Origin of the sequence: Pseudochelatococcus lubricantis (assembly GCF_011762225.1) — a bacterium.
In the GTDB taxonomy this organism is placed as follows: Bacteria; Pseudomonadota; Alphaproteobacteria; order Rhizobiales; family Beijerinckiaceae; genus Pseudochelatococcus; species Pseudochelatococcus lubricantis.
Map to the genome: position 1 here is coordinate 36,728 of NZ_JAASQI010000012.1, position 25,104 is coordinate 61,831.

Genomic DNA, 25,104 nt, shown 5'->3' on the forward strand with positions numbered 1-25,104 from the left:
ACACCGTGACCCGTCTTTCCGGCCTGCAGCCGGGGCGCGTGCGCCCCGGACAGCGGCTCAGTACTGCGATGCTTCGGAATCGTTCGCCTCAAGCGCCGCGATCTGCCCGCCGAGGCCGAGGCCGTCGCGGTTGTAGATGTCGGAGCGGAACTGCACCAGGCCGTCGGGCGTCGCCCACGCGGTGATGTAGGTCCAGTACACCGGCACCGGATTGGCGAGCGGCGCGTCGATGCGCTTGCCGGAGTCGATCGCGGCCTGGATCTGGTCCCTGCCCCAGCCGGGCGTGTCTTCCAGCAGGAAGGCGATGTAGTCGCGCACGTTCTGCATGCGCACGCAGCCCGACGACACGAAGCGGAAGTCGTCGCCGAAAACACCCTTGGCCGGCGTGTCGTGCATGTACACGCCATGGGGGTTCGGGATGTTGATGCGCACGAAGCCCATCGAATTGAGGTCGGCGCCCGGGTCCTGACGGAAGCGGTAGCTGGTCGCCTCATAGGTGTTCCAGTCGACCTGGCTCGGCTGGATTTCCTGGCCCTGCTGATTGTAGATGCGGATCTTCTGGTCCGTCAGGTAGCTCGGGTCCTTGCGCATCTTCGGGATCAGGTCCTTGCGGATGATCGATGCGGGCACCGTCCAGAACGGGTTGAAGTTGATCTCGGTCACCTTGGAGTTGAAGATCGGCGACTGGCGGTCGACCTTGCCCACGCCCGCCGCGTGGCGGGTCACGACGTGGTTGTTCGACACCGTCTCGACCACCGCGCCGGGCAGGTTGACGACGACGTAGCGGTTGCCGAGATTGCCCGAGTAGGAGCGCAGGCGCACGAGGTTGAGTTCGAGCTGGCGCACGCGCACGTCCGCCGGCACGTTAAGCGCGGCGGCGGTGCCGGGGTTGAGGGAGCCCGTGGGGCTCAGGCCATAACGCTCCTGCGCGCGGCGCAGGGCCGCCTCGACGTAGGAATCGAAGACCTCGCCGCGCGCGGCCGAGGCATCGAGATCGCCGCCGACGACGAGCCTCTGACGCAGGGCCTGCACCGCCGGCCCTCGCGAGCCGAGACGCAGCCTGTCGTTGCCGATGCGGCCCCAGCCGCCCTGGTCAGCGAGGGCGCGGTAGTGGATGATGGCCTGCTCGGTCGCCGCGACGGCGTCGGGCGACAGCGTCGGCGTGTTGGAGCGCGACACGCGCGCACGCTGCGCCGAGTCGTAATTCTGCTGCCATTCCGCCTGACCGAAAGCGAGCTGCTGCGCGGCGGAAGGCGTGACTGCAACCACCGAACCTGCGAGGAGGAGACCCCCGGCGACGGCCGCGGGCAAACGGGCGATACGAATTTTCACGGACTTGACCTCGAATTCTGCCGGCCTGACACAACCTGCCTGCGTGAAGCCCCCCAAGCCCCCGCAGCCGACTGCGCCACCATGTATCATGGTTTTGTACACGTTAGCAGCGTTGAAGTTAAGCAACCGTGAGCGTCCGGCGCATTGCGCCCGCCCGCCGGTGTCCGCACGCCACACCAGCCGCCGCCCTGCCGAAGGCCGTTCAGGGCGCGATTCGCGAGGCGCGCCAGGATAATACGAAGTATGTGACCACGAGAAAGCCGAGGATTCCCGGTGCCACAGGGCCGCTCACAACTGCGTGAGGCACGAAGAAGCCGATCAGCAGATAGCTCAACGCTGCCAGCAACCATATCACGCCGCCCCACGTGCTCGTCAGCCACAGCCCGACCGCGGCGACGAGGTCGATGACCGCGAAATACACGATGGCCGACTGCCATTGCAGGGTCTGCGTCTCGAAGACGGGCGTCTGCGGCAGGAAGCCGAGCAGCACGACCCAATACGCAAGCCCCTTGGCGATCCAGAGGATCGCGGCCACGCGCATGAACCAGACGAGCGCGAGGTCCCAGCGGAACGGCTGGCGCTCCTCGTCGCGCTGCCGCTTGCTTCCTCCCGCAGGCAGGTCCCTCGCCGACGGGTAGCGCGCGGGCAACTCCCGATCCTGCGAATCACCGGGGGTATTCCGTTCGAGAACCTGTCCTGCCGCTGGCTCGCTGGTCAATTTGCCTCGTCCTGTCTTCGCCGCGCCTTCCCCACCGCCGGGGACGATGCCGATTACGGCATCGCGCGCCAAAAGAAAACCGCTCCCGCCCGCAGCACCGCGAAAGGCCGGCGGGCGAATGCCGCCTGGGCCGATTCCAGCCCGCAGCGCTATTTCTTCCCCTGCGACGACTTATCCATCTTTTTTTGAACGGTTCCTATGTGATAACGGTATATAAGAAGCACCGCACCCCTCCGGTAATGGTGCCACCGACAGGATATGAGGGCAATGGCCAGCCGCGTCGTAACTCCGTTCGAGCGTCGCAAGGACGTTCACACCGATAACCTTCCCGTCAGCGATCTGGGCCTCAGCAAGCGCCCCCGCCGCAACCGCCGTGCGGACTGGTCGCGCAGGCTCGTGCGGGAAGTGGAGCTGACGGCCAACGACCTGATCTGGCCCCTTTTCGTCATCGAGGGTGATTCCGAAATCGCGGTGGACGCCATGCCCGGCGTGAGCCGCCTCAGCATCCAGGCCGCCGTTCGCGAGGCCGAGAAGGCGGCGGCGCTGGACATTCCGGCGATCGCGCTCTTTCCCTATACCGATCCGCTGCTGCGCGACGAGCTGGGCAGCGAGGCCCACAACAGCCGCAACCTCGTCTGCCGCGCCACCCGCGCGATCAAGGCCGCGGTGCCGGAGATCGGCGTCATCACCGACGTCGCGCTTGATCCCTACACCAGCCACGGCCATGACGGCCTGATGCGCGACGGCGTGGTCCTCAACGACGAATCGGTCGCGGCGCTCGTCGAGCAGGCGCTGGTGCAGGCGGCGGCGGGCGCCGACGTCATCGCCCCCTCCGACATGATGGACGGGCGCGTGGCCGCCATCCGCGCCGCGCTCGACCGCGAGGGTTTCCGCGATGTGCAGATCATGGCCTATGCGGCCAAATATGCCTCGGCCTTTTACGGCCCGTTCCGCGACGCCGTCGGCTCGAACGTCGCGCTCGTAGGCGACAAGCGCACCTACCAGATGGACCCGGCCAACGGCGACGAGGCGCTGCGCGAGGTCGCGCTCGACCTCGACGAGGGCGCGGACATGGTCATGGTGAAGCCGGGCATGCCTTATCTCGACGTGGTGCACCGCGTGAAGGAAGCGTTCCGTGTGCCGACCTTCGCCTATCAGGTCTCGGGCGAGTACGCCATGATCGAGGGCGCGGCGCGCCAGGGCTGGATCGACGGCGAAAAGGCGATGCTGGAAAGCCTGATCGCCTTCAAACGCGCGGGCGCCGACGGCGTCCTCACCTACTTCGCGCTGCGCGTCGCCCAGCGGCTGAAGCAGGGCCGTCTCTGAGGCATCGGGCGGCGCCTGCCCGCGCCGCTGCTAGTCCGCCACAAAATTGCCCCGACAACGCGGAACAGTCGCAAGCGACCGGGCGTCGCGGTTGTCGGGCGTCGACGGTCCCGCGTGAATTCTCATGTGGGCACGGCGACTTCGTTTGAACATGCTTTACCGAAGCGTGCTAGACCTTGGCTCCTGTCCATCCGTGCGATGTCGCGCCGCTTCCGGCAGGGGCGGTCTTGCCAGAATCGGCGGTTTCGCCAGAATCGGGAGAAAGGGCTGTTGGTCCGTTTCGAGAATGTCGGCCTGCGTTATGGCATGGGACCCGAGATCCTGCGGGATCTGACGTTTTCCATCGAGCCGCGATCCTTCCAGTTTCTCACCGGCCCTTCGGGCGCGGGCAAGACAACCCTGCTGCGGTTGATCCTGCTGTCGCTCAAGCCCACGCGCGGCCTCGTGTCGCTGTTCGGACGCGACGTCTCCTCCATCACCGGCGAGGAACTCACTGCGATGCGCCGGCGCATGGGCATCGTTTTCCAGGATTTTCGCCTGCTCGACCACCTCACCACGTTCGAGAACGTCGCCCTGCCCCTGCGCGTGCAGGGCAAGGAAGAGGCGCAGTACCGCTCGGAGGTGGTGGAGCTGCTGCGCTGGGTGGGGCTGGGCGAGCGCATGCATGTGCTGCCGCCGGTGCTCTCCGGCGGCGAGAAGCAACGCGCGGCGATTGCGCGCGCGCTGATCGCGCGGCCGGAACTGCTGCTCGCCGACGAGCCGACCGGCAACGTCGACCCGGCGCTGGCGCGCCGGCTGCTGCGGCTTTTCGTCGAATTGAACCGCCTCGGAACTTCCGTCGTCATTGCCACCCACGACCTGACCCTGATGGATCTCGTCGACGCCCGCCGCTTCGTGCTGGGCGACGGGCGGCTGCACATATTCGACTGAAACGGAGCCATACGTGAGCGATCCCGCCAGCAACACCGCTTACGACGCACCGGCGACAGCGGCCACACCATCCGCAGACATGTCGGCGGACGCCGGACTGCCGGACAACCTGGCGCGCAACCAGCCGCTCGTGCCGCCCGACTCCACCTCCGGCCGGGCGCTCGTGACCGTGGTCGCGATCCTCACCTTCCTCGCAGCGCTCGCCGCCGGCACCGCGCAGCTCGTCGCTGCCGCCTCCCACAACTGGACGAGCACAATCGCCCGCGAGGCGACCATCCAGATCAAGCCCGACGCGCGACGCGACGCCGACCGGGACGCGGCGCAGGCGGCCGAGATCGCCCGCGCCTATCCCTCCATCGCCGGCGTGGAAATCTATTCGAAGGAAGAAGCGGAGCGCCTGCTGGAGCCGTGGCTCGGCCGGGGCGTGTCGTTCGTGGAACTGCCGGTGCCGCGTATCGTCGTGCTACGCCTCGCCGAAGGCAGCGAGACAATGGAGACCGATCTCGCGGAGCTGCGCCAGCAATTGACGGACGCCGTGCCGGGCGCGTCGCTCGACGACCATCGCAACTGGATCGAGCGGCTGGCGGTCATGGCGGGAACCGTCGTTTTCGTGGCAATCGTCATCGTGGCGCTGGTCTTGGTGGCGGCGGCTAGCGCCATCGCGACCACGACGCGGGGCGCCGTCGCGGGCGATCGCGAAATTCTGGACGTGTTGCATTTCGTCGGCGCGGATGACAGATTCATCGTCCGCGAGTATCAGTCGCGGTTCTTCCGCATGGGGCTGCGGGGCGGACTTCTGGGGAGCGTCGCCGCCGTGCTCTTTATCGCAAGCGCGGGTCTGCTATCCTCGTGGTGGCGGGCGAGCCCCGGCGGCGATCAACTGGAGGCGCTGTTCGGCGCCTTCGACATGGGTTGGAAGGGATACGCTTCCATGTTTATCGTCGCGGCTGTCGTGGCCATCGTGACAGCCGCTGTATCCGGCTTCACCGTGCGCCGCTACCTGACGCGGCTGCAATGACGGGGATTGCGTTTGACCTCGGGCGGACTGGGCAGCGATTCGAACGATGACCGGCAAGGCGCACCGGCAAGCCGGCGCACGCTGATTTCACTGGCAGCGCTCGTATCGCGCGGCGCGGTGATGGCTGCGGTGATTACGGCCCTCCTGCTGGGCGGCGGGTTTCTCGCCTTCGTGCGCACGGTCGAGACCTATCCGGCGGACAGCAAGGCTGTCGCCGACGGCATCGTGGTGCTCACCGGCGGCGCGCAGCGTATCGCGGATGCGGCGGCGCTGCTGGCGCAGGGCCGCGCGAAGCGCATGCTGATCACGGGTGTGAACGAGGCGACGACGCGCGCGGAAATCGCCGTCACCCACCCCGTCATCGCGGGCACGAACTGCTGCGTAGACCTCGACTACCGGGCGCGCAACACCATCGGCAACGCCATCGAGACACGGCGCTGGGCCGAGAGCCACGGCTTCAGCTCGCTGATCGTCGTCACCTCGACCTACCACATGCCGCGCACCCTGCTCGAACTGGAGCATGCGCTGCCCGGCATGAAGCTGCTGCCCTATCCCGTCGTGGCGGCGCAATCGGACGGCGGACGGTGGCTGACCGACGGCGAGGCGCTGCGCTTCCTGATATGGGAGTATATCAAGTATCTCGCGGCCTTCACCCGCACGTCCGTCGAGGCCGATCCCGAACATTCGCCGTTCGCGGTGCTTTTTGGCGGGCGCAAGCCGCTATCTTGATGGCGGTCGCGCGTTCGCTTCCCGACCGCCGGTCCGTCCGGTCCGGCGCCCATTTGCGGTAAAGTCTTTCGACATGCTGTTCGTTCGCTCGCTTCTGTTCTCGATCCTGTTCTACGGCAACCTGACGCTGTGGCTGCTCGCGTGCCTGCCCCTGCTCGCCGTGCCGCCGCGCTATCTGTTCCCGGTGGCGCGTGGCTGGGCGCGCAGCAACCTGTGGCTGCTGCGCACCGTGGTCGGCATGAGGGTGGAATGGCGCGGCCTCGGCAACATCCCCAAGGGTGGGCTGCTGGTCGCGGCCAAGCATCAGTCGGCATGGGAGACCTTCGCCCTGATGACCGTGTTCGAGCGGCCGATTTTCGTGCTGAAGCAGGAATTGATCCGGCTGCCGCTCTTCGGCTGGTTCCTGCAGCGCATCGGCATGATCCCGGTCGACCGCTCGGCCGGCGCCTCGGCGCTCGCGGGCATGGCCCGCATGGCGCGGGAGAAGGTGCAGGAAGGGCACCAGGTCATCATCTTTCCGGAAGGCACGCGCCGCGCGCCCGGCGCTCCGCCGGACTACAAGACCGGCGTCGCCTTCCTCTACGACAGCCTCAAGACGCCGTGCCTGCCGGTGGCGCTGAACTCCGGCCTTTTTTGGCCGCGGCAGAGCTTCCTGCGGCAGCCGGGCACGGTCGTGGTCAGCATCCTGCCACCGCTGCCGGCAGGCATTCCGCGCCGGCAAGTGATCGCGGAACTGGAACGGCGCATCGAGACGGAAACCAACCGGCTTCTCGAAGGCGCCCGCCCGCCCGATGGCGATGCGCGCCGGAAGGCTTAGAGCGCGTTCCGATCAGATGGAATCATCTGACCGATCAGAATTCGCTCAAAATAAGAGATCTAGAACCAGGCCAAACAACGGTTCCGGTACGGTTACCGGTTTCCTGGATGAGTCTGATGCGAAAACAAATGGGCGGAACAGCAGCGCGATTCCGGCTTCACGCCCGCCACTCCTGTGCACGATTGCGTGAGGCGGATGTGATATCCTGAAAATATCTTTCTTTAGCAAATAGATATAGGGAGACGCCGATCCGCCTTCAGCCGTCGCCGCTCTGGCGCGCTTCCCGCTCAGATGGAATCATCCGAGCGACCGGAAACGCTGCAGCGGCCGATCCCGAAAATGCCCGCTTTCGCGCCGAAGGTGCCGGGCTCCCGTTCGTTCAACAGATATCGGAGTGAAACAGTGACTGTCAGCCAGCCCCCAAGCCCCCCGCCCGCGCCGCAAAATGCCAATGACGGAACGCCGTCTCGCGGCACGGCGCGGCGCAGGAGCCGGCTCGGGCTGTTTCTGCCGGTCGCGTTCCTCGTCGTCCTGCTCGCCGGCTGGTCGGCATTCTGGTTCGTGGCCAGGGCGCGGGTGCACGATGCCATCACCATCTGGCTGGCGCAGGAAGCGGAGCAGCAGCGCAAATGGTCCTGCCCGGACCGCAGCATCGGCGGTTTTCCCTTCCGCTTCGAGGTGCGCTGTACGAACCTGCTTTTCGTTGGCACGACGCCCGCCGGCGCGGTGACCGGCTCCGTCGCGCAGTTCGTCGCCGTGGCGCAGGTCTACAAGCCGAACCACGTCATCGTCGAGGCGACGGGACCGCTGGTCGCCGATCCGCAGGACGGTGGCGAGCGTCTGACGCTCAACTGGCAGTCCTTCGATGCCAGCGCCATCTTCACGGGCAACCGGCTGGACCGTTTCTCGGTGGTGGTGGAAGGCCCGACCGCGCATATGGGCGACGGCACAAGCGAGCACCCGGACGGCATCGAGCTGCTGCGCGCAGGGTCATGGCAGTCGCACTTGCGCATCGACCCGGAGCGGCCGCCGGAGGAACACGCCTACGACATCGCCTTCACGCTGCGCGAGGCGCGCATCCCGGCACTCGACGCACTGGTCGGAACGCAGGACAGGGCCAACATCGTCTTCCAGGGTGCGATCACGGAGGCAGCGCCGTTTACGGCAAAGGCGCCGTCCGTCGAGCTGGAACGCTGGCGCGCCGCCGGCGGGCGGCTCGAAATCGAGGAGCTGAGCGCCGCCAAAGGTCCGCAGCGTATGCAGGCACAAGGCCGCTTCTCCGTGGACGAGCAGCACCGCCCGCAAGGTTACATCGATGCATCCATCGCCGGGCTCGACGGCCTGCTGGGGCGCTTCGGGCTCGGCGGCAGGAGCAGCCTGATCCTGGGCGGCCTGTCCATCCTGGGCGGCGGGAGGCCCGCGAACGGCAACCCGTCCGACGCGGGCCTGACGCCGCTGCCCCGCATCGACATCCGCGACGGACAGGTATTCGTCGGCCCGCTCGCCGTCGGCCGGTTGTCGCCGCTTTACTGACCCGCCGCCTACTGATCCTTGCTGCGCGTGTGGCGGCCGAAGTCGGGTTCGGCCGTCTCCTGCCCGAGGTCGATGATGTTGCGCCGGATGGCGCGCGTGCGCGTGAACAGGTCGAACAGCGCCTCGCCATCGCCCCAGCGGATGGCGCGCGCCAGCGCCGCGATGTCCTCGTTGAAGCGGCCGAGCATCTCCAGCACGGCATCCTTGTTGTTGAGGAACACATCGCGCCACATCGTCGGGTCCGAGGAGGCGATACGGGTGAAGTCGCGGAAGCCGCCAGCCGAGAACTTGATCACTTCCGACTGCGTCACCGCTTCCAGATCGGCCGCCGTGCCAACGATGTTGTAGGCGATCAGGTGCGGCACATGGCTGGTGATGGCGAGCACCAGATCGTGGTGCTGCGCCGTCATGAACTCGACATTGGCACCAAGCGCCTCCCAGAGCGCCGCGACCGTCGCCACCGCCGACGGATCGGCGTTCTCGGGGGGCGTGACGATCGACCAGCGGTTAACGAACAGCGTGGCGAAGCCCGCGTCCGGCCCGGAATACTCCGTGCCGGCGACCGGGTGGGCGGGTATCAGGTGGACGGAGGCCGGCAGCAGCGGCCCGGCCTTGTCGATGACGCTCGCCTTGACCGAGCCGACGTCCGACACGATGGCGCCGGGTTTCAGGCGGTCCGCGATCTCGCCCGCCACGGACGCAATCGCGCCCACCGGCACGCAGATGATCACGATATCAGTGCCCGCGGCCGCTTCCGCCGATGTCGGCGCAACCTCGTCCGCAAGGCCGAGTTCCCGCACCCGCTCCCGCACCGCCGGATTGGCGTCGGTAGTGACGAGCGTTCGCGCCAGCCCGGTTTCCCGCGCCGCGCGCAGGATGGAGGAACCGATAAGCCCCGGCCCGATCACCGCCAGCCGCTCCACCAGCGGCGCGGCACGGCGCTTCAGCCCCTCGGCCACACTGCTCCCCGCCAAGCTGCGCTCGACCAGCCCCCCTTCAACCATGCGCCTGCCCCATGAAGGCAGCCAGCGCATCAATCAGGAGCCGGTTCGCCTCCTCGCTTCCCACGGAGATGCGTAGCGCGTGCGGCAGGCCATAGGCTGCGACGGAACGCACGATCAGGCCGCGCGCGGCGAGGAACGCATCGGCGGCACTGGCATCGCGCCCCTGCTCCTGCGGGAAATGCACCAGCAGGAAATTCGCGGCACTGGGCGTCACCTCAAGCCCGAGCGCGCGCAGGGCGTTCGTCAGCCAGTCCAGCCACTGCGTGTTGTAAGCGATGGACGCCGACAGATGCGCCTCGTCGGCGAGCGCGGCTATGCCGGCGGCACTGGCCGGTGTGTTGACATTGAAGGGGGCGCGAATGCGGTTCAGCGCGTCCGTCACGCCCGCCGGCGCGTAGCACCAGCCGAGCCTCAGCGCCGCGAGTCCGTAGATCTTGGAGAAGGTGCGCGTCAGGACGACGTTCTCGTTCTCCGACACCAGCTCGGTGCCGGCCGAGTAGTCGTTGGCGCGGGCATACTCGGCATAGGCGCCGTCGAGCACCAGCAGCACGTCCGGCCGCAGGCCGGCATGCAGGCGCTTCACTTCCGCGAAGGGCAGATAGGTGCCGGTCGGGTTGTTCGGGTTGGCGATGAACACCATCTTCGTGCGCTCGTTGACATGCGCGAGGATGGCATCGACATCGGTGGTGAGGTTCTTCTCCGGCACGACGACGGCCTCGGCGCCCGCCGCCATGATGGAGATCTTGTAGACGAGGAAGCCGTGCTCGGTCAGGATGCCCTCGTCGCCCGGCCCCAGATAGGCTTGGGCAAGCAGGTGCAGGATGTCGTCGGAGCCCGCACCGCACACGATCCGCGCCGGATCGAGCCCGAAGCGGCGGCCGATCGCCTCCCGCAACCGCGTGGCCCCGCCGTCGGGATAGGCCTCCGCATGCGCCAGCGTCTCCTGCGCGGCCCGCAGGGCGGCGGGGCTCGGACCAAGCGGCGTCTCGTTCGACGACAGCTTGTGCACCTTCGCGACACCGTTGGCGGTGCTGCGGCCCGGCACGTAGGGATCGATCGCAAGGACGCCGGCTTTGGGAACGGGACGGGCAGACAACGCGCTCATGACGAAAAGGCTCCAGTACTCAGGCGAATGACGCGACGCGCCATGATGATTCACGGGGATGATTCGTTAACCGGGACGCTCCGGCGATTGCCTCACGGCAGCAGGAAGCGGCGCGCATGGCTGCCGACCTCGGCTGCCTCCACACGGCCGACGCGCGCCTGCGCCAGCGCGTTGGAAACGGAATCGGGCCCCGTCTCCCCCGCCACGGCCACGAGCAGCGACAGTCCGCCCTCCACGCCGGCGGAGCCGGTGATTTCCGCGCCGACGGCGGCGAGCGTCTCCTGGATGTCCTCGCGCCATCGCTCCACCTTGGCGGCAACGAGCACGATCTCGCGCACGGCGGCGTCTTCCAGCGGCTTCGACACCACGAACAGCGGCGTGCCGGCCGGATGGTCCGGACGCTCGATGAACGGCAAGCGCGCGATGATCTTGGGCGCGTCACGGCCGCGCAGCGCCTCCCACCACGGATGGACGGCGGTTTTCTGATCGGGCCGGAAGATGCCGAGATCCCCCACCGAGCGCGCCACCGCCGAAATCACGGCCTCCGCGCCCGCGTGCGGCACGTAGGGCACGGTGAAACCGAAATGGAAACGCGCCGAATCACGTATCGGCGCATCGCCGGAGGACACGTCGGCATGCACGCTGAAAGGCGCCTGCACGTAGGTGAAGGTCGAGATGATCACGCGCCAGATGTTCTCGGCCGTGTCGAGCGGCAGGATGCCGTGATGGCGCTCCGCGAGACGGCGCATCATGTCGGCCTCACGCCCGGGACGGAACGCCTGCCCGGACGACTGCGTGCCCTTGGTCGCGATCAGCGCGTCGACGATCTCGCTGCGTTCGATCAGCAGCCGGTGCATCTCGGCGTCGATCCGGTCGATCTCCCCGCGCAGTTCGGCCAGGCGGGCAGCGCTGGTTTTCCCGGTCGTTGCAGATAGGCTCGCCGCTGGTGTACTCGCCGTTGAAGCGCTCATCCTCGAATCCGTCATCCCCTGCATCCGCGATTATAGGCGGAAGCATTTCTTGTAAACCGCGTCCCGCGATATGCAAAGGTTGAAGTCCATAAAAGGAGGAACGACAGGGGGCGACCGGCACTGCGCGGCGCGCGCTGCCGCCGTTCCCGCCCTTGACAGCGCGCGCGTTCTGTCGGACATGTTCGGAATAACGAACATGAGCCGCCCGTATATGAGCCCACCGATGCCATCTCAGGCCCTGAAGCAACGGTATGTTCCGGCGGCCGCTACCTGAACCAAACCCTTTCCTGCATTGGATATCGCAAACTCGATGACGGGCGACGCACTGAGATATGCTTCCGTCTCACAGGTCGAATCGCCCGACAGCCTCGTCGCGCATTTCGGGCCCGAGCGGCCGCTCGTGCTCGACAGCGGGGTGGCGCTTTCGCCTTTTCAGATCGCGTATCAGACCTACGGCACGCTGAACGCTGCCCGCTCCAACGCGGTGCTGGTCTGCCATGCGCTGACGGGTGACCAGCACGCGGCCAACGTCCACCCGGTCACCGGCAAGCCGGGCTGGTGGAGCACGATGATCGGCCCCGGCAGGCCCATCGATACAGACCGCTACTTCGTCGTGTGCTCGAACGTCATCGGCGGTTGCCTCGGCTCGACGGGCCCCTCGTCCGTCAACCCGGCGACGGGCCAGCCGTGGGCGCTGGCCTTTCCGCTGGTGACCATCCGCGACATGGTGCGCGCGCAGGCGATGCTGATGGATTATCTCGGCATCGGCACGCTGTTCTGCGTCGCCGGCGGCTCGATGGGCGGCATGCAGGTGCTGGAATGGGCGGCCAGCTACCCGGAGCGGGTGTATACGGCCATGCCCATCGCCACGGCTGCCATTCATTCGGCCCAGAACATCGCTTTCGGCGAGGTCGGGCGGCAGGCCATCATGGCCGATCCGGACTGGCGCGGCGGGCGCTATCTGGAGGCGGGCGTGCGCCCGGCGCAGGGGCTGGCGGTGGCGCGCATGGGCGCGCACATCACCTATCTGTCGGAATCGGCGCTGCATCGCAAGTTCGGCCGCCGCCTGCAGGACCGCGCCGCGCCGACGTTCACTTTCGACGCCGATTTCCAGGTGGAAAGCTACCTGCGCCATCAGGGCGAGGCTTTCGTGGAGCGCTTCGACGCCAACAGCTACCTCTACGTCACGCGGGCGATGGACTATTTCGACCTCGCGGGCAGCCACGGCGGCGTGCTCGCAAACGCCTTCCGGGGATCGAAGACGCGCTTCTGCGTGGCCTCCTTCTCGTCGGACTGGCTGTTTCCGACCAGCGACTCCCGCGCCGTCGTGCATGCGCTCAACGCGGCCGGCGCCTCGGTCAGCTTTGTGGAAATCCAGAGCGACAAGGGCCATGACGCCTTCCTGCTCGACGAGCCCGAACTGACGGCGACCACCGGCGGCTTCCTGCGCGCGGCGGCGCGCATGCGGGGCATCTGAAAGACCATGCGTATTTCCTCTCCCCGTTTCGAGCACGACGGCGTGCGTCCCGATTATCTGCTGGTGGCGCGCATGGTCGCGCCCGGCTCCAAGGTGCTCGACGTCGGCTGCGGCGACGGCGCCCTGCTCGACCTGCTGGTGCGCGAGCGCGACGCGGACGGGCGCGGCATCGAGCTGTCGCACGAGGGCGTGAGCCGCTGCGTGGCGCGCGGTCTTTCGGTCATCCAGGGCGACGCGGACACCGACCTCGCCGACTATCCCGACGATTGTTTCGACTACGTAATCCTCTCGCAGACACTGCAGGCGACACGCCAGCCGCGCAAGGTGCTGGAGAATCTGCTGCGCATCGGCCGCCGGGCAATCGTCTCGCTGCCCAACTTCGGCCACTGGCGCGTGCGGGCGCATCTTGCCCTCAAGGGCACGATGCCGGTGACGAAGAATCTGCCGGATACATGGTACGACACGCCGAACATCCATTTCTGCACGATCCGCGACTTCGTGGAGCTGTGCGACGTCATCGGCGCCGGCATCGAGCGCGCCGTGGCGCTTCACGCCAGCGGGCGCCCCGCGGGAGTCAACGCCCCCTGGTGGTTCTGGAACCTCTTCGGCACGCAGGCCGTCTTCCTGCTCTACCGCAAGGACGAAAACGGCCACCGAACCGCCCATCCCACCAACGAATGACGCCATGCATCACGGCACGGAAGCCGCAAGGTGTGGAAACACCAAAAAAGAAATGGCGCAACGGCGAGAAATGCGGTAATCGCATTTGACATATGTTCCCCTCTGCTTCGGGAACAATGCACCCGTAGCTCAGCTGGATAGAGCGTTGCCCTCCGAAGGCAAAGGCAAGCTCTTTTTGATGTGTGTGCGGGTCGAAAAATACGAGCAAAACCAATGCTTTGGCGGAACTCGACGGAAGCATGAAGTCGCATCCAAAGGTCGCGGAAGCGCCACGGAAGCAAACTGAGAGGAGGTTGTAGAGGACGAACGGCGAAATTTGGCAGGTTCAGGACCCGCCCCGTTTGCCGTCGATGCATTTGTTCGATTCGGGATTGACCCCGTTCGGTCTCGGACACTATCTGAATATCGATGCGCCCGTAGCTCAGCTGGATAGAGCGCCACCCTCCGAAGGTGGAGGCCACACGTTCGAATCGTGTCGGGCGCGCCATTTCATACCAGAACCATGAACACTTCTGCCGCTGTTCCCAAGATCGAAGTGGAGCGGGGGAGTAAGGTTTTCGATCCTGACCCCGTGATGCAGTTCACCTAGCAACGCACCTCAAGCTCCGAAATAAAATCCGCTTATGCAGCTTGCGGACCGTCCCTCTCGAATTCCTATGCAGCAGCATCCTAGAAAGAGCTGCGCACTGGAGCGCCGAGGGAGCGCTCATCGCAAATGGCTGGAAATGATAGGGTCCGGAAGAATCAGAACGAGGCGCCGCGCCCTCAGAAAGAGCCGGGGAACGGCGGGCTTGGCTTGCTGCTTATCCTGGCAATTACGGCAATCGGCGTCGGGTATGTCGGCTACCGGCTGTCTCTCGTCTTCGGCCTGATCTAAAGAACGATCCAGGCGTGTTATGCGGTTAGACGAGCAGTCGCGAGAGCACATTGGGCGCTATGGCATCAAGCTGGTCGTCGCCGCGGCAATCGCCTACATTCTGAAGAGTGAGAACTTCCTTGCAACCTTTGCGTTGTGGACCGGCATATACGGCGTAATGGCCGTCGCTTACGCAGTTAATCGCGGCGAACGATTCGGGAAGACCAGCTTCACCTATTGGGATGAAGCTCTATGGTTGGCGGTGACGGCGTTGGGCCTCTACATTTTCAGTGGCCATCAGTTGGCCGTCTGATCGGCTGCTTTTGTTGGTTCAAAGAAACCGTGCGGATGCGTCGCCAACGCCTGACAACTCCACCTTCAGTTCCTGACCAGGAAGAATTTGCAGCAGCATCGGGATGATCGATCCGGTTGCAACGATATCGCCGGCGCTGAGATAATTGCCTCTGGCGATCAGGTCATTCACGAGCCAGAGCGCAGAGTTAATCGGATCAACCAGCCCCTCTCCCGATGCCGACTGAAACACTGGAACGTTGTTGATCGACGCTCGCATGTCGATTGTGTCCATGGCCTCCAGGCCTGTTGGCTCATGATATTTGTCGACGATCGTCGAAACATGGAACGCATAGTCAGCGATGGCGGCCAGGTGTGGTTGCCCAGTCAGGTGACCACGTCGCCCGACAAGACCGATAGCCGGTTGGTAGCTCAGGACTGCCTTACAAAATTGATCGCGAGTGATGGGCCAATGGTCCGCCCCCAAGGGACCTCCGATCGTAAAGACGATTTCGCATTGTGCCCCGATGAAGCCTTGGGGAAGCCGGAACGGCCCGTGGGAGTCCTGAAGAACTGTTCCCACAGGGATCGGGCAGTAGATGGGACTGGCAAGGCCAAGCGTGCCGCGGATGGCGGGGCAAGTGCCTATCAGGGCGTAGCCTACCGCGTCATTGGCGAAGGCCGAGATTGCTGCTGACTGCACCGCCCAGGCGTCATCCTCGCTTCGAAGCAGATCGAACGGGATATCTGAGGTAATTCCCTGCCGACGGTTTTGGCAAAGCAAGTTAGCGAGATAGTCGAAATTCTGGTCAATCATAGAAGCACACTCCCGCGCGAGAGAGGGCGCAAAGTCGTGCTCAGTCAAATAAAAATCCGACTATATGAGTACGTATATTTTTGTCAGGGCTTTCTCTTATGAAAATACTATCGCAGCGCGGCTGAGCTCCCGTCGAAATAATATGCGGCTCTATTTAGCTTGAGGGTCCCACCAAACCGGAAGGATCTGAAGGTATGAAGCCGCTTAAACCGTCCCTCGCACCCGCCGCAACGGCCACAGCCGAGGCCGGTCGTCCAACAAGACCGGGGTCTGGGCGTCGGCGGACGCTTTGCCGGGACGCGGTCGGCGCGGTCGCGATCATGGCCGGTTCGATGATGGGTCTTGGCCAGGCAGCGGCGGAACCCCTGAGCGCGCCGAGCTTTGGTGGTCCTCTGCGCCCGAACCCCGATCCGATGAGCATGGATGCGGGCGTGTTTGGCCGGCTTCATACCACCGGCCAGCTCACAGGCATCGGCAATGCGCAGACGAACGGCATTCCCGGCGTCGATCCCCGAACGACAGATCCCCTCGTCGATATCGGCAATGCCCAGATTCAGGTGCAGACAACCGGGGCGCCTTTGACGTTCTTCGTCCAGGGCGGTGTCTACTCGCTGCCTTCTTTGGGCTCGGCCTACACCCGCGCAACCGACGTCACCGATCAGTTGTACGGGCCGGTGCCGGTTGCTTATGGCAAGCTCGAGCTGTCGCCGAATTTCTCAGTGCAGGCGGGTTTGCTGCCGACGTTGATCGGCGCGGAATCGACCTTCACCTTCCAGAATATGAATATCGCGCGCGGCCTGCTCTGGAACCAGGAGCCGGCGATCAGCCGCGGTGTTCAGGTGAACTATAGCAATGGACCGGTCAACGCCTCGGTGTCGGTCAATGATGGTTTCTCTTCAGGGGATTACAACTGGGTATCCGGTCTGGTGTCTTATGCGGCGACGCCGTCGAGCACGATCACGCTTGTCGCCGCAGGCAATTTTGCAGAGTCCGGCAAGACCGGCGCGGCGACGCCTCTGGCGCAGAACAACAGCAGCATCTTCAATGTGATCTACACCTATGTCGACGGCCCGCTGACGCTCCAGCCCTATCTGCAATACACAACGGTCCGCTCGAACAGGGACATCGGGATTGATCGCTCGGCCGAAACATTCGGCGGAGCGCTGCTGGCTCGATATGCCATCAATGAGAATTTCTCGATCGCTGGACGCGCCGAGTACATCGCTTCAAGCGGAGGAGATTGCGGCGTCGCCGCAGACTGCGCCCCCACCAATCTGCTCTACGGGCCGAAAAGCAGGGCGTGGTCGCTGACGGTGACGCCGACCTACCAGCGCGGGATTTTCTTCGCGCGCACCGAGCTCTCGTACACCCGCATTGACCGGGTCACCGAAGGCTACGGCTTTGGGTCCAACTTCGACAAACGCGACCAGGTTCGCGGGATGTTTGAAGCTGGGGTGCTTTTCTAGGACGGGCGCGGGCGGAAATGCGGGGCCACCGGCTCCGCAGACGCTCTGCGAGCTTAGGTGAAACATGGGTTTGGAACAGATCATATCGAAATTGGAGGCTCCTCAAGCCACAGCGACTGTGTATCCGGTCCTGCCCGTTCTCTGGGTCTATCGGAACTATGATGATCGCTGGACGGTGCATCTTGAAGGTGAAGACTCCGAGTGGTGCCACCCCACGCGCAATGATGCGGTCGGTGCCGCGAGGCTGATAGGCGAGAGTTACGGCTGCTATCGTCTCTATCTTCAACTGACAGACGGTCGCTTCTGCCTGGAGATGATGAACCTCAGTCGGCGGCGCGAGCCGCGTCAGATGGGGAGCGAGGGCGAAAATTGAGCCAGGCTGTACCAAGCAAGCGCCAAGTCTCCCGACACCTCTTCCGCTACGGCGTGGAGATCATCGTTCTGGTGGTGATCGCCGGTTGCGCTGTTCTTGCTGCCGCAGGCCCCAGCCTCTATCTGGTGCTCAGCAATGGCGGCTGAATGCAGAGTTGCAGGCCGTCCTGCTCGCCCCAGGTCGCCACGACCGAAACCGAAGTTCAGCAAACGCGAGCGACGCCATAGATCGGAATACCTGCTCCTGATGTTTGCGGCGAGCTGTGCTGCTGTGCAGGTCGTCGCCATAGTTTTTCTGAGAGCGGCATGACACGCCCTGCTGCTCCCGCTCTCCAACCCGACGACCGAAGGCGCGCTATTGGTGAAAGCCGTCTGGCTGAGTTGCCAGGCCTGAGGACGCAGTTGGAAATGGCCAGAGTCCTCAAGGAGCACCACGTCTGGCTGGCTGTGAGGATTATCGAGGAGCGCGAAGACCAGCCGCAGTTTCGACGGCACCTCCGGCTCCGTGATCTGCTCGAAGCAAATGCGTTGCTTGAAGCGGTGATCGAACTCGGAGCTCATCTGCAGCCAACACGCCACCCTTGGTCGATGGTCCGCTCGGGAGATCGTTGGCGTTGTCGCGTGGCGTGGAACGATCGCGGCAATTTGCGCAGGTGCATGGGCCGACACGATGACCTGGCGGCTGCCATGCTGATCGCATTGCTGAGCTCCCTCGGCCGTCGCCAGCGCCGGCCGAAAGAACTCTCGAAACGTGGAGAAGAGGCAGCATGAAACCCAGTGGCGACCCTCCCTTATTTGGCGGTCTGATGACCGCGCTTGTCACTCCGTTTAGGGGTGACGCTATCGATTTCGACGCCTTGGCGGAGCTCGCCAACTGGCAGATCGACCAGGGCGTACAGGGGCTTGTCGCCTGCGGCACCACGGGCGAGGCGCCGACCCTGTCTCATCCGGAATGGGCGGCGGTGATCCGTTTGTGCGTCGAGGTCTCCAATGGCCGTGTGCCGGTGATCGCCGGCTCGGGCACCAACGACACCCGGCGTACCGTGGAGTTGACCCGCGAGGCGGCTCGCCTTGGCGCGGACGGAGCTTTGGTCGTCACGCCTTACTATAGTCGGCCGAACCAGGAGGGCCTGTTCCGGCATTTCGAAAGCGTCGCGCAAGCTGCCGAGCTGCCGATTATCATCTATAACGTGCCTTCCCGGACGGCCGTCGATATCAGGATCGAAACGCTTGACCGCCTTGCGCACCTGCCCGGTCTTGTCGGCATCAAGGACGCAAGCGGAGATCCGACGCGGGTAAGCACGATGGCCCTCCGCTTTGGCGATCGTTTCACCCAGCTTTCCGGACATGACCGATCGATGCTGGCTTTCATGACGACTGGCGGCGATGGCGCCATTTCGGTCGTGTCGAACGTCGCTCCGATGCTGACCGTGGCGATGATCGGCGCGGTGCGAAAGAGTGCCTATCTGGAAGCTCGGCGCATCAACGCTCATCTTTTCCCGCTGATCGAGGCGTTGGAGCTTGAAAGCAATCCATGCCCGATCAAGTTCGCGTTGCATTGCGCGCGCGGATACTCGCCCGTCGTCCGCCTTCCGCTGGTCGAGGTCACTGAAGGCGCCGCAGCAAGAATACGCGCTGCCGTGGCGGAGATCGACTCCCTGGAGATCGATACGTCTTTGGCCGCCGAGAGGTCTCTCGTCCCCCTCTCGGCCTGATTGGGTCGTCTTTATAAGAACAGCATGATGCTGCTGTGTTCTCCAATGAAAATACTATGAAATCCGGCTGTCCGTGAAATGGAGAACAAATCCCGACATCCTTAAATTCAATGTATTGGCAAAAGGCATCATTTGACTCGACGAGTGGGATGGCCTGCCGATACTAAGAAAGGATCTCTGCAATGCACCCTCGCGGATACTATTTCTATGCGATGCAACAACAGAACAAGGCCAACCCTGGGCGGACGGATGGCGAAGCCAAGGTTGCCGTGCGCTCGGATGAGCCGATGGCCGACGTTGGAATGTTCCTGCGGCTCGGAGTCGTGATGGCCCTCGTGATTGCGGCCGTCGCCACAGTCACCGCGTTGGCTGGCTAGCGCGCCAACGACGTCCACAGCTCACTCTTCAACGAACAATCAGGATCATCCATCATGGCAAGTGCCGTTCAGCCGAAAGAGCCTCCCCAACCTCTGAACCATTTTTTCGTCGGCCAGGACAACCGAGGATGCTGGACCGTCCGCGATGAGCGTAACCTCGTCGGCGGCTGCTTTGTCAGCAAGGATGCGGCGATTCACTTCGCCCGTCAGGAAACCAATAACGCGCCGGGGGCTGTGATCTGCATGGCCGAAAGCCAGCGCCTGAGCCTTGACCCGCTGTTTGGACGCCGGGCCGCCGCCTAGCCGGTTGCCATCGATCCGACAGAGCCGCCTCACACTCGCTGAATTTATCGCGATGATGGCGATGGGAAAGTAACTCTCCCAGTTGAGATAAGCAAAGCCCGCCGCCTCTACCGAGTCGGCGGGCTTTTTGCTTGCTCATGGGCGGTTAGCGGAAATTCCTATGGAATTTTTATGCGTGCCGCCAAAATAACTATTAGATTCCTATTTTTTGAGGCCCCGTCCTCTCTCGAACCTATATGCGGTTCGCGTCCATATTTCCGCCAAATTCCTCCTCCGGCACCCGTGCTTACGCTTGGGCGCGCTGGAAGAATTATAGCTGTGGCTTGCCAGGTTTTCCGTCTTGGCTGGCCATTCGTATCAACTGCGGCGCCGGAGGCGAAAGCAATGGACGTTATTGTGCTGGCAATAGGTGTTGGATTTTTCGCACTGATGTTTGGATACATCAGAGTTTGCGAAAAGCTCTGACCGGGAGAAATCAATCATGATCTTGGAATACTTCCTCGGAGCAGCCGTCGCGGTCTTTGTGACTGGCTATCTGCTCTATGCCCTCGCTCGTCCCGAGCGGTTCTGATCAAGACAGTAGCTCGGAAAGAAACCACCGATGACAATAAATGGATGGATACAGATCCTGGTCTTTGCCGGGATCATCATCGCGCTGGTGAAGCCGCTCGGCGGCTATCTCACCCGCGTCCTGAACGGCGAGCGTACACTCCTTTCGGCCATTTTTGGGCCGCTCGAACGGGGACTGTACCGTGTCGCTGGAACGAATGAGAAAGAGGAGCAGCATTGGACGACCTATGCGCTGGCCATGCTGCTCTTCAACCTCGCCGGCTTCGTGATGCTCTATCTTGTTCAACGCCTCCAGGGAGGGTTGCCGTTCAACCCTCAGGGATTGGGAGCGATTGAGCCGACCAGCGCCTTCAATACCGCTGTCAGCTTCATGACCAATACCAACTGGCAGGGCTATGGCGGCGAGACCACCATGAGCTATTTCAGCCAGATGGCAGGTCTGGCTGTTCAGAACTTCTTGTCGGCAGCGACGGGCATCGCGATTGCAATTGCATTGATACGCGGGTTTTCCCGGGCATCAGGCAAATCAGTCGGCAATTTCTGGGTCGATCTTACCCGGATCACGCTGTACGTCCTGCTGCCCATCTGCTTCGTCGGCAGCCTGGTTCTGGTCTGGCAGGGCGTTCCGCAGAACCTCAACCCGTACACCATCGCAACAACCGTTGAAGGCGCGCAGCAAACCATCGCTCAGGGTCCGGTCGCATCTCAGATGATGATCAAGCATCTGGGAACTAACGGCGGCGGCTTCTTCAACGTCAACGCTTCGCACCCGTTCGAAAACCCGAATGCCTTCACCAACCTCATCCACATGGTCTCGATCTTCGCCATCGGCGCTGCTCTGACCAACGTGTTTGGTCGCATGGTCGGCAGCGAGAAAAAAGGCTGGGCTATCTTCACCGCCATGGGCGTCCTGTTCCTCGCCGGTGTCGCAATCACCTATTGGGCCGAAGCTGCGGGCAATCCGATTCTCCATTCGCTTGGCCTTGAGGGCGGCAACATGGAAGGAAAGGAAACCCGTTTCGGTATCGTCACGTCGGCGCTCTTTGCAGTCGTTACGACCGCTGCGTCGTGCGGCGCCGTCATAGCCATGCACGACAGCTTCATGCCGCTGGGCGGGATGATCCCGATCATCAACATGATGCTCGGCGAAATCATCATTGGCGGTGTCGGCGCAGGCTTCTACGGCATCATCCTGTTCGTCGTCGTCGCGATCTTCGTTGCAGGGCTTATGGTCGGGCGGACACCCGAGTATCTCGGCAAGAAGATTGAGGCGAAGGAAGTGAAGATGGCCATGCTCGCTGTCTTGTGCCTGCCTCTTTCAATACTTGGCTTCACCGCGATTGCCGTAGTGCTCGACACGGGCGTGGCTTCGATGGCGAACGCAGGTCCACACGGATTCTCCGAAGTTCTCTATGCCTACACATCCGGCACGGCGAACAATGGATCGGCGTTTGCAGGTCTTTCTGCCAATACGCCCTGGTACAACATCACGATTGGCCTCGCGATGTTGATGGGACGCTTCATGGTGATCGTTCCGGCGCTGGCTATCGCTGGCTCCCTGGCCGCCAAGAAAACGGTTCCCGAGTCCAGCGGCACCCTGCCTACGACCGGGCCTCTGTTTGTCGGTCTTCTGGTGGGCGTGATCCTGATCGTCGGCGGCCTGACGTTCTTCCCTGCCTTGGCGCTGGGTCCGATCGTCGAGCACTTCGCCATGTTGGCGGGCCAGACTTTCTGAGAACCGCGATGACGGCCAAATGGCTGAGATCGATCCGATTTGTCGTGAACCCTCGCTCCTGGCTTCAGGAGCGAGGGGCGGCCAGACCGCCCAGGGCATCGACGATCATTCTCGGCATGACACTGGCTTTGGGGGGCGTGGTGCTCCTCGCCAAACTTATCACTGAATTGCTCGCGGCGGCGTGACCGAGTGGTTGGCCCCCAAGAACAAACTCGCTGGAGTTTCTTATGAACCAGTCCAAATCCGCGAGCATGCTGGACGCTCGCATACTCGTTCCGGCCATAGGGGATGCGTTTCGGAAACTGAATCCGAAAAGCCTCGCTAAAAACCCGGTCATGTTCGTCGTCGCCGTCGTGTCGGTCCTGACGACGGTGCTTCTGCTCAAGGACATTGCTACAGGAGCCGAAAGCGTCGGCTTCTCTCTGCAGATCGTGCTGTGGCTTTGGTTCACCGTGCTCTTCGCCAATTTCGCAGAGGCCGTGGCCGAAGGACGCGGCAAGGCGCAGGCTGAATCGCTTCGGCGAACCCGCACGGAGACCCAGGCCAAGCTGCTCTCGAACGGCGGCTCCGACTACAAAATGGTGCCGGGCGCCACGCTGAAGGTCGGTGACGTCGTTCTCGTTGAACCGGGCGACATCATCCCATCTGACGGCGAAGTCATTGAGGGTGTGGCCTCGGTGAACGAAGCGGCGATTACGGGCGAGTCAGCTCCGGTCATCCGCGAGTCTGGCGGGGATCGCTCTGCCGTCACGGGTGGCACCCAGGTCCTTTCCGACTGGATCAAGGTCCGGATCACGGCTGCGGCCGGCTCGACCTTCATCGATAAGATGATTGCTCTGGTCGAAGGCGCCGAACGCCAGAAAACGCCGAACGAGATCGCGCTCAACATCCTGCTTGCGGGAATGACGTTGATCTTCGTACTGGCCGTGGTGACCATCCCGAGCTTCGCGACCTATGCGGGCGGGTATGTTCCCATCATCGTTCTGGTCGCCCTGTTCGTCACGCTGATTCCGACCACCATTGGCGCGCTGCTGTCGGCCATCGGCATTGCCGGTATGGACCGTCTGGTCCGCTTCAATGTTCTGGCCATGTCCGGCCGCGCCGTTGAAGCCGCCGGCGACGTTGACACGCTGCTGCTTGACAAGACCGGCACGATCACGCTCGGCAACCGTCAGGCGAGCGAGTTCCGGCCGATCCGGGGCGTCACCGAAAAGGAACTCGCCGATGCAGCGCAGCTTGCTTCGCTTGCCGACGAGACCCCTGAAGGCCGCTCGATCGTCGTGCTCGCCAAGGAAAAATACGGCATCCGCGCACGCGACATGGCGAGCCTCAACGCGACATTCGTCCCGTTCACGGCGCAGACCCGTATGAGCGGCGTCGACCTGGAGGGCTCGTCCGTCCGTAAAGGCGCGGTCGATGCGGTCTTGAAGCATGTGGAACTCTCCACGGTCGCGACCGGCAGCCCGCGTGCGTCCGGTGAGAGCGTCCGTGAGCTCCAGGCTATCGCCGACGAGATCGCCAAGGCAGGCGGCACGCCGCTTGCCGTGGTGAAGGATGGCCGCCTCCTCGGCGTCATCTATCTCAAGGACATCGTCAAGGGCGGCATCAAGGAGCGGTTCGCCGAGCTGCGCCGCATGGGCATTCGCACGGTGATGATCACCGGCGACAACCCGATGACCGCGGCGGCTATCGCTGCCGAAGCCGGTGTCGACGACTTCCTGGCGCAGGCGACGCCGGAGAACAAGCTGGCGCTGATCCGTGAGGAACAGGCCAAGGGCAAGCTGGTCGCCATGTGCGGCGACGGCACCAATGACGCCCCGGCGCTCGCCCAGGCGGATGTCGGCGTCGCCATGAACACCGGCACGGTCGCCGCCCGCGAGGCCGGCAACATGGTGGATCTCGACAGCGATCCGACCAAGCTGATCGAAATCGTGGAAATCGGCAAGCAATTGCTGATGACGCGCGGCGCGCTGACGACGTTCTCGATCGCCAACGATATCGCGAAGTATTTCGCGATCATCCCGGCGATGTTCCTGGCGTTCTATCCGCAGCTTGGTGAGCTCAACATCATGGGCCTTGCTTCACCGCAGAGCGCTATCCTGTCGGCGATCATCTTCAATGCCCTTATCATCGTGGCGCTGATCCCGCTGTCGCTGAAAGGCGTGAAGTATCGTGCGATCGGAGCCGGTTCGCTGCTGTCCCGGAATCTCCTGATTTACGGGCTGGGCGGCATTCTCGTGCCCTTCGCCGGTATCAAGCTCATCGACATGGCCATCACAGCCGCTGGCCTCGTTTAGTCGAAAGCGGTCACCAGAGACACAATCCGCGAAGCGATATCCATCAGCAGCGGACCATTCAGGACAGAAACGATGCTCAAGCAAATCAGACCCGCGATTTTCTTTATTGTCGCACTAACCGTCATAACCGGTCTCATATACCCCCTTAGCGTGACCGGTATCGCGCAAGCTATTTTCCCCCAACAGGCCAATGGGAGCCTCATTGAACGTGAAGGCGTGGTCATAGGCTCCGAACTCATCGGCCAGAACTTTGCCGGCGAGCGCTACTTCCACCCGCGTCCTTCGGCTGCCGGTTCAGATGGCTACGATGCTGGCGCTTCCAGCGGCTCCAATCTTGGCCCCACCAGCCAGGCGCTTCGTGATCGCGTCGCAGCCGATACTGAGGCTCAGCGGGCCGCGAACGGTGGCGCAGCGGTCCCCATGAACCTTGTTACGGCCTCTGGCAGCGGCCTCGATCCCCATATTACGCCTGAGGCCGCCTACTTCCAGGTGGGCCGTGTCGCCAGAGCGCGCGGCATCGATGAGGCCACGGTGCGCGTACTGGTCGATCAGCACGTCGAGCAGCGCATACTCGGCTTCCTGGGAGAACCCGTGGTCAACGTTCTCAAGCTGAACCTGGCGCTCGACAGCGCCAATAGAGGCTGAATGAAGTTGTCAGGACGGC

Annotated in this window: 27 protein-coding genes and 1 tRNA gene; 22 read left to right on the forward strand and 6 right to left on the reverse strand. The window is 63.7% G+C overall.

Translation table 11 applies throughout. The annotated features are described in order from the left end of the window. Window positions 1–57: 57 nt before the first annotated feature. Window positions 58–1,332 carry a L,D-transpeptidase family protein gene (locus tag FHS82_RS19250; protein ID WP_377594607.1) on the reverse strand — a complete coding sequence of 425 codons (1,275 nt, stop codon included), beginning with the start codon at window positions 1,330–1,332 and terminating at the stop codon, window positions 58–60. Between the two features lie 202 nt (window positions 1,333–1,534). After that, window positions 1,535–2,050 carry a DUF6163 family protein gene (locus tag FHS82_RS19255; protein ID WP_166955982.1) on the reverse strand — a complete coding sequence of 172 codons (516 nt, stop codon included), beginning with the start codon at window positions 2,048–2,050 and terminating at the stop codon, window positions 1,535–1,537. Between the two features lie 267 nt (window positions 2,051–2,317). Between FHS82_RS19255 and hemB the strand changes: the two genes are divergently transcribed. The 6 genes from hemB to FHS82_RS19285 all read left to right on the forward strand — a co-directional run bounded on the left by hemB (window position 2,318) and on the right by FHS82_RS19285 (window position 8,403). Further along, window positions 2,318–3,376 carry a porphobilinogen synthase gene (gene hemB / locus FHS82_RS19260; protein WP_166955984.1) on the forward strand — a complete coding sequence of 353 codons (1,059 nt, stop codon included), beginning with the start codon at window positions 2,318–2,320 and terminating at the stop codon, window positions 3,374–3,376. Between the two features lie 270 nt (window positions 3,377–3,646). Further along, complete coding sequence (ftsE, locus tag FHS82_RS19265) at window positions 3,647–4,306, forward strand: cell division ATP-binding protein FtsE (RefSeq protein ID WP_281351176.1); 660 nt, start codon at window positions 3,647–3,649, stop codon at window positions 4,304–4,306. 13 nt (window positions 4,307–4,319) lie between these two features. Next, the gene (locus FHS82_RS19270; RefSeq protein WP_343042628.1) at window positions 4,320–5,324 is read left to right on the forward strand and encodes a cell division protein FtsX; all 1,005 of its coding nucleotides are present in this window, start codon (window positions 4,320–4,322) and stop codon (window positions 5,322–5,324) included. Between the two features lie 12 nt (window positions 5,325–5,336). Then, window positions 5,337–6,053, forward strand: coding sequence for a YdcF family protein (locus tag FHS82_RS19275; RefSeq protein ID WP_246225450.1), 717 nt, complete (start codon window positions 5,337–5,339; stop codon window positions 6,051–6,053). 73 nt (window positions 6,054–6,126) lie between these two features. After that, on the forward strand, window positions 6,127–6,870 hold the full coding sequence (locus FHS82_RS19280; RefSeq protein WP_166955988.1) for a lysophospholipid acyltransferase family protein: 744 nt from the start codon (window positions 6,127–6,129) through the stop codon (window positions 6,868–6,870). A gap of 402 nt (window positions 6,871–7,272) precedes the next feature. Then, complete coding sequence (locus FHS82_RS19285) at window positions 7,273–8,403, forward strand: DUF2125 domain-containing protein (protein WP_166955990.1); 1,131 nt, start codon at window positions 7,273–7,275, stop codon at window positions 8,401–8,403. Between the two features lie 8 nt (window positions 8,404–8,411). On the opposite strand, the gene FHS82_RS19290 is transcribed toward FHS82_RS19285, so the two are convergent. The 3 genes from FHS82_RS19290 to FHS82_RS19300 all read right to left on the reverse strand — a co-directional run bounded on the left by FHS82_RS19290 (window position 8,412) and on the right by FHS82_RS19300 (window position 11,483). Continuing rightward, complete coding sequence (locus FHS82_RS19290; protein ID WP_166955991.1) at window positions 8,412–9,407, reverse strand: prephenate/arogenate dehydrogenase family protein; 996 nt, start codon at window positions 9,405–9,407, stop codon at window positions 8,412–8,414. After that, window positions 9,400–10,512 carry a histidinol-phosphate transaminase gene (gene hisC / locus FHS82_RS19295; RefSeq protein WP_166955993.1) on the reverse strand — a complete coding sequence of 371 codons (1,113 nt, stop codon included), beginning with the start codon at window positions 10,510–10,512 and terminating at the stop codon, window positions 9,400–9,402. Before hisC ends, FHS82_RS19290 begins: the two co-directional genes overlap by 8 nt. Window positions 10,513–10,604: 92 nt before the next feature. After that, window positions 10,605–11,483, reverse strand: a complete 879-nt coding sequence (locus tag FHS82_RS19300) for a chorismate mutase (RefSeq protein ID WP_166955995.1) — start codon at window positions 11,481–11,483, stop codon at window positions 10,605–10,607. Window positions 11,484–11,793: 310 nt separating this feature from the next. Between FHS82_RS19300 and metX the strand changes: the two genes are divergently transcribed. The 5 genes from metX (at window position 11,794) to FHS82_RS19325 (ending at window position 14,810) form a co-directional block, all read left to right on the forward strand. Beyond that, window positions 11,794–12,960, forward strand: a complete 1,167-nt coding sequence (metX, locus tag FHS82_RS19305) for a homoserine O-acetyltransferase MetX (protein WP_166955997.1) — start codon at window positions 11,794–11,796, stop codon at window positions 12,958–12,960. A gap of 6 nt (window positions 12,961–12,966) precedes the next feature. Further along, on the forward strand, window positions 12,967–13,641 hold the full coding sequence (gene metW, locus FHS82_RS19310; RefSeq protein WP_166955999.1) for a methionine biosynthesis protein MetW: 675 nt from the start codon (window positions 12,967–12,969) through the stop codon (window positions 13,639–13,641). 410 nt (window positions 13,642–14,051) lie between these two features. After that, window positions 14,052–14,128, forward strand: a tRNA-Arg gene (locus tag FHS82_RS19315). A gap of 228 nt (window positions 14,129–14,356) precedes the next feature. Continuing rightward, complete coding sequence (locus tag FHS82_RS19320) at window positions 14,357–14,518, forward strand: hypothetical protein (protein ID WP_010395177.1); 162 nt, start codon at window positions 14,357–14,359, stop codon at window positions 14,516–14,518. Between the two features lie 19 nt (window positions 14,519–14,537). Then, complete coding sequence (locus FHS82_RS19325) at window positions 14,538–14,810, forward strand: hypothetical protein (RefSeq protein WP_010395175.1); 273 nt, start codon at window positions 14,538–14,540, stop codon at window positions 14,808–14,810. A gap of 18 nt (window positions 14,811–14,828) precedes the next feature. Here the strand turns inward: FHS82_RS19325 and FHS82_RS19330 are convergent, their stop codons facing one another. Next, complete coding sequence (locus FHS82_RS19330; RefSeq protein WP_010395173.1) at window positions 14,829–15,605, reverse strand: 2-keto-4-pentenoate hydratase; 777 nt, start codon at window positions 15,603–15,605, stop codon at window positions 14,829–14,831. A 320-nt stretch (window positions 15,606–15,925) separates the two neighbouring features. On the opposite strand from FHS82_RS19330, the gene FHS82_RS19335 reads away from it, so the two are divergent. The 11 genes from FHS82_RS19335 (at window position 15,926) to kdpC (ending at window position 25,085) form a co-directional block, all read left to right on the forward strand. Beyond that, window positions 15,926–17,071: a porin gene (locus FHS82_RS19335; protein ID WP_010395171.1), complete on the forward strand. Its 1,146-nt coding sequence runs from the start codon at window positions 15,926–15,928 to the stop codon at window positions 17,069–17,071. A gap of 64 nt (window positions 17,072–17,135) precedes the next feature. Further along, window positions 17,136–17,444 (forward strand): hypothetical protein, encoded by a 309-nt coding sequence (locus tag FHS82_RS19340; protein WP_003168941.1) that lies wholly within the window; start codon window positions 17,136–17,138, stop codon window positions 17,442–17,444. After that, on the forward strand, window positions 17,441–17,590 hold the full coding sequence (locus tag FHS82_RS19345; protein WP_158004471.1) for a hypothetical protein: 150 nt from the start codon (window positions 17,441–17,443) through the stop codon (window positions 17,588–17,590). The genes FHS82_RS19340 and FHS82_RS19345 overlap by 4 nt, the downstream gene beginning before the upstream one ends. A 261-nt stretch (window positions 17,591–17,851) precedes the next feature. After that, window positions 17,852–18,214: a hypothetical protein gene (locus FHS82_RS19350; RefSeq protein ID WP_083825824.1), complete on the forward strand. Its 363-nt coding sequence runs from the start codon at window positions 17,852–17,854 to the stop codon at window positions 18,212–18,214. Beyond that, a complete protein-coding gene (gene dapA, locus FHS82_RS19355; RefSeq protein ID WP_010395168.1) occupies window positions 18,211–19,158 on the forward strand; it encodes a 4-hydroxy-tetrahydrodipicolinate synthase in 948 nt (315 codons plus the stop codon). Before FHS82_RS19350 ends, dapA begins: the two co-directional genes overlap by 4 nt. Before the next feature lie 212 nt (window positions 19,159–19,370). Next, entirely contained in the window at window positions 19,371–19,535 is a 165-nt protein-coding gene (locus FHS82_RS19360) for a hypothetical protein (protein ID WP_246225452.1), read from the forward strand. 54 nt (window positions 19,536–19,589) lie between these two features. After that, window positions 19,590–19,838 carry a hypothetical protein gene (locus tag FHS82_RS19365; protein WP_010395163.1) on the forward strand — a complete coding sequence of 83 codons (249 nt, stop codon included), beginning with the start codon at window positions 19,590–19,592 and terminating at the stop codon, window positions 19,836–19,838. Between the two features lie 481 nt (window positions 19,839–20,319). Continuing rightward, window positions 20,320–20,409, forward strand: a complete 90-nt coding sequence (gene kdpF, locus FHS82_RS19370) for a K(+)-transporting ATPase subunit F (RefSeq protein WP_067179871.1) — start codon at window positions 20,320–20,322, stop codon at window positions 20,407–20,409. 30 nt (window positions 20,410–20,439) lie between these two features. Then, a complete protein-coding gene (kdpA, locus tag FHS82_RS19375) occupies window positions 20,440–22,143 on the forward strand; it encodes a potassium-transporting ATPase subunit KdpA (RefSeq protein ID WP_010395161.1) in 1,704 nt (567 codons plus the stop codon). A gap of 227 nt (window positions 22,144–22,370) precedes the next feature. Then, entirely contained in the window at window positions 22,371–24,440 is a 2,070-nt protein-coding gene (gene kdpB / locus FHS82_RS19380) for a potassium-transporting ATPase subunit KdpB (protein WP_010395158.1), read from the forward strand. A 72-nt stretch (window positions 24,441–24,512) separates the two neighbouring features. Then, window positions 24,513–25,085 (forward strand): potassium-transporting ATPase subunit KdpC, encoded by a 573-nt coding sequence (gene kdpC / locus FHS82_RS19385; RefSeq protein WP_003168929.1) that lies wholly within the window; start codon window positions 24,513–24,515, stop codon window positions 25,083–25,085. Window positions 25,086–25,104 lie beyond the last annotated feature (19 nt).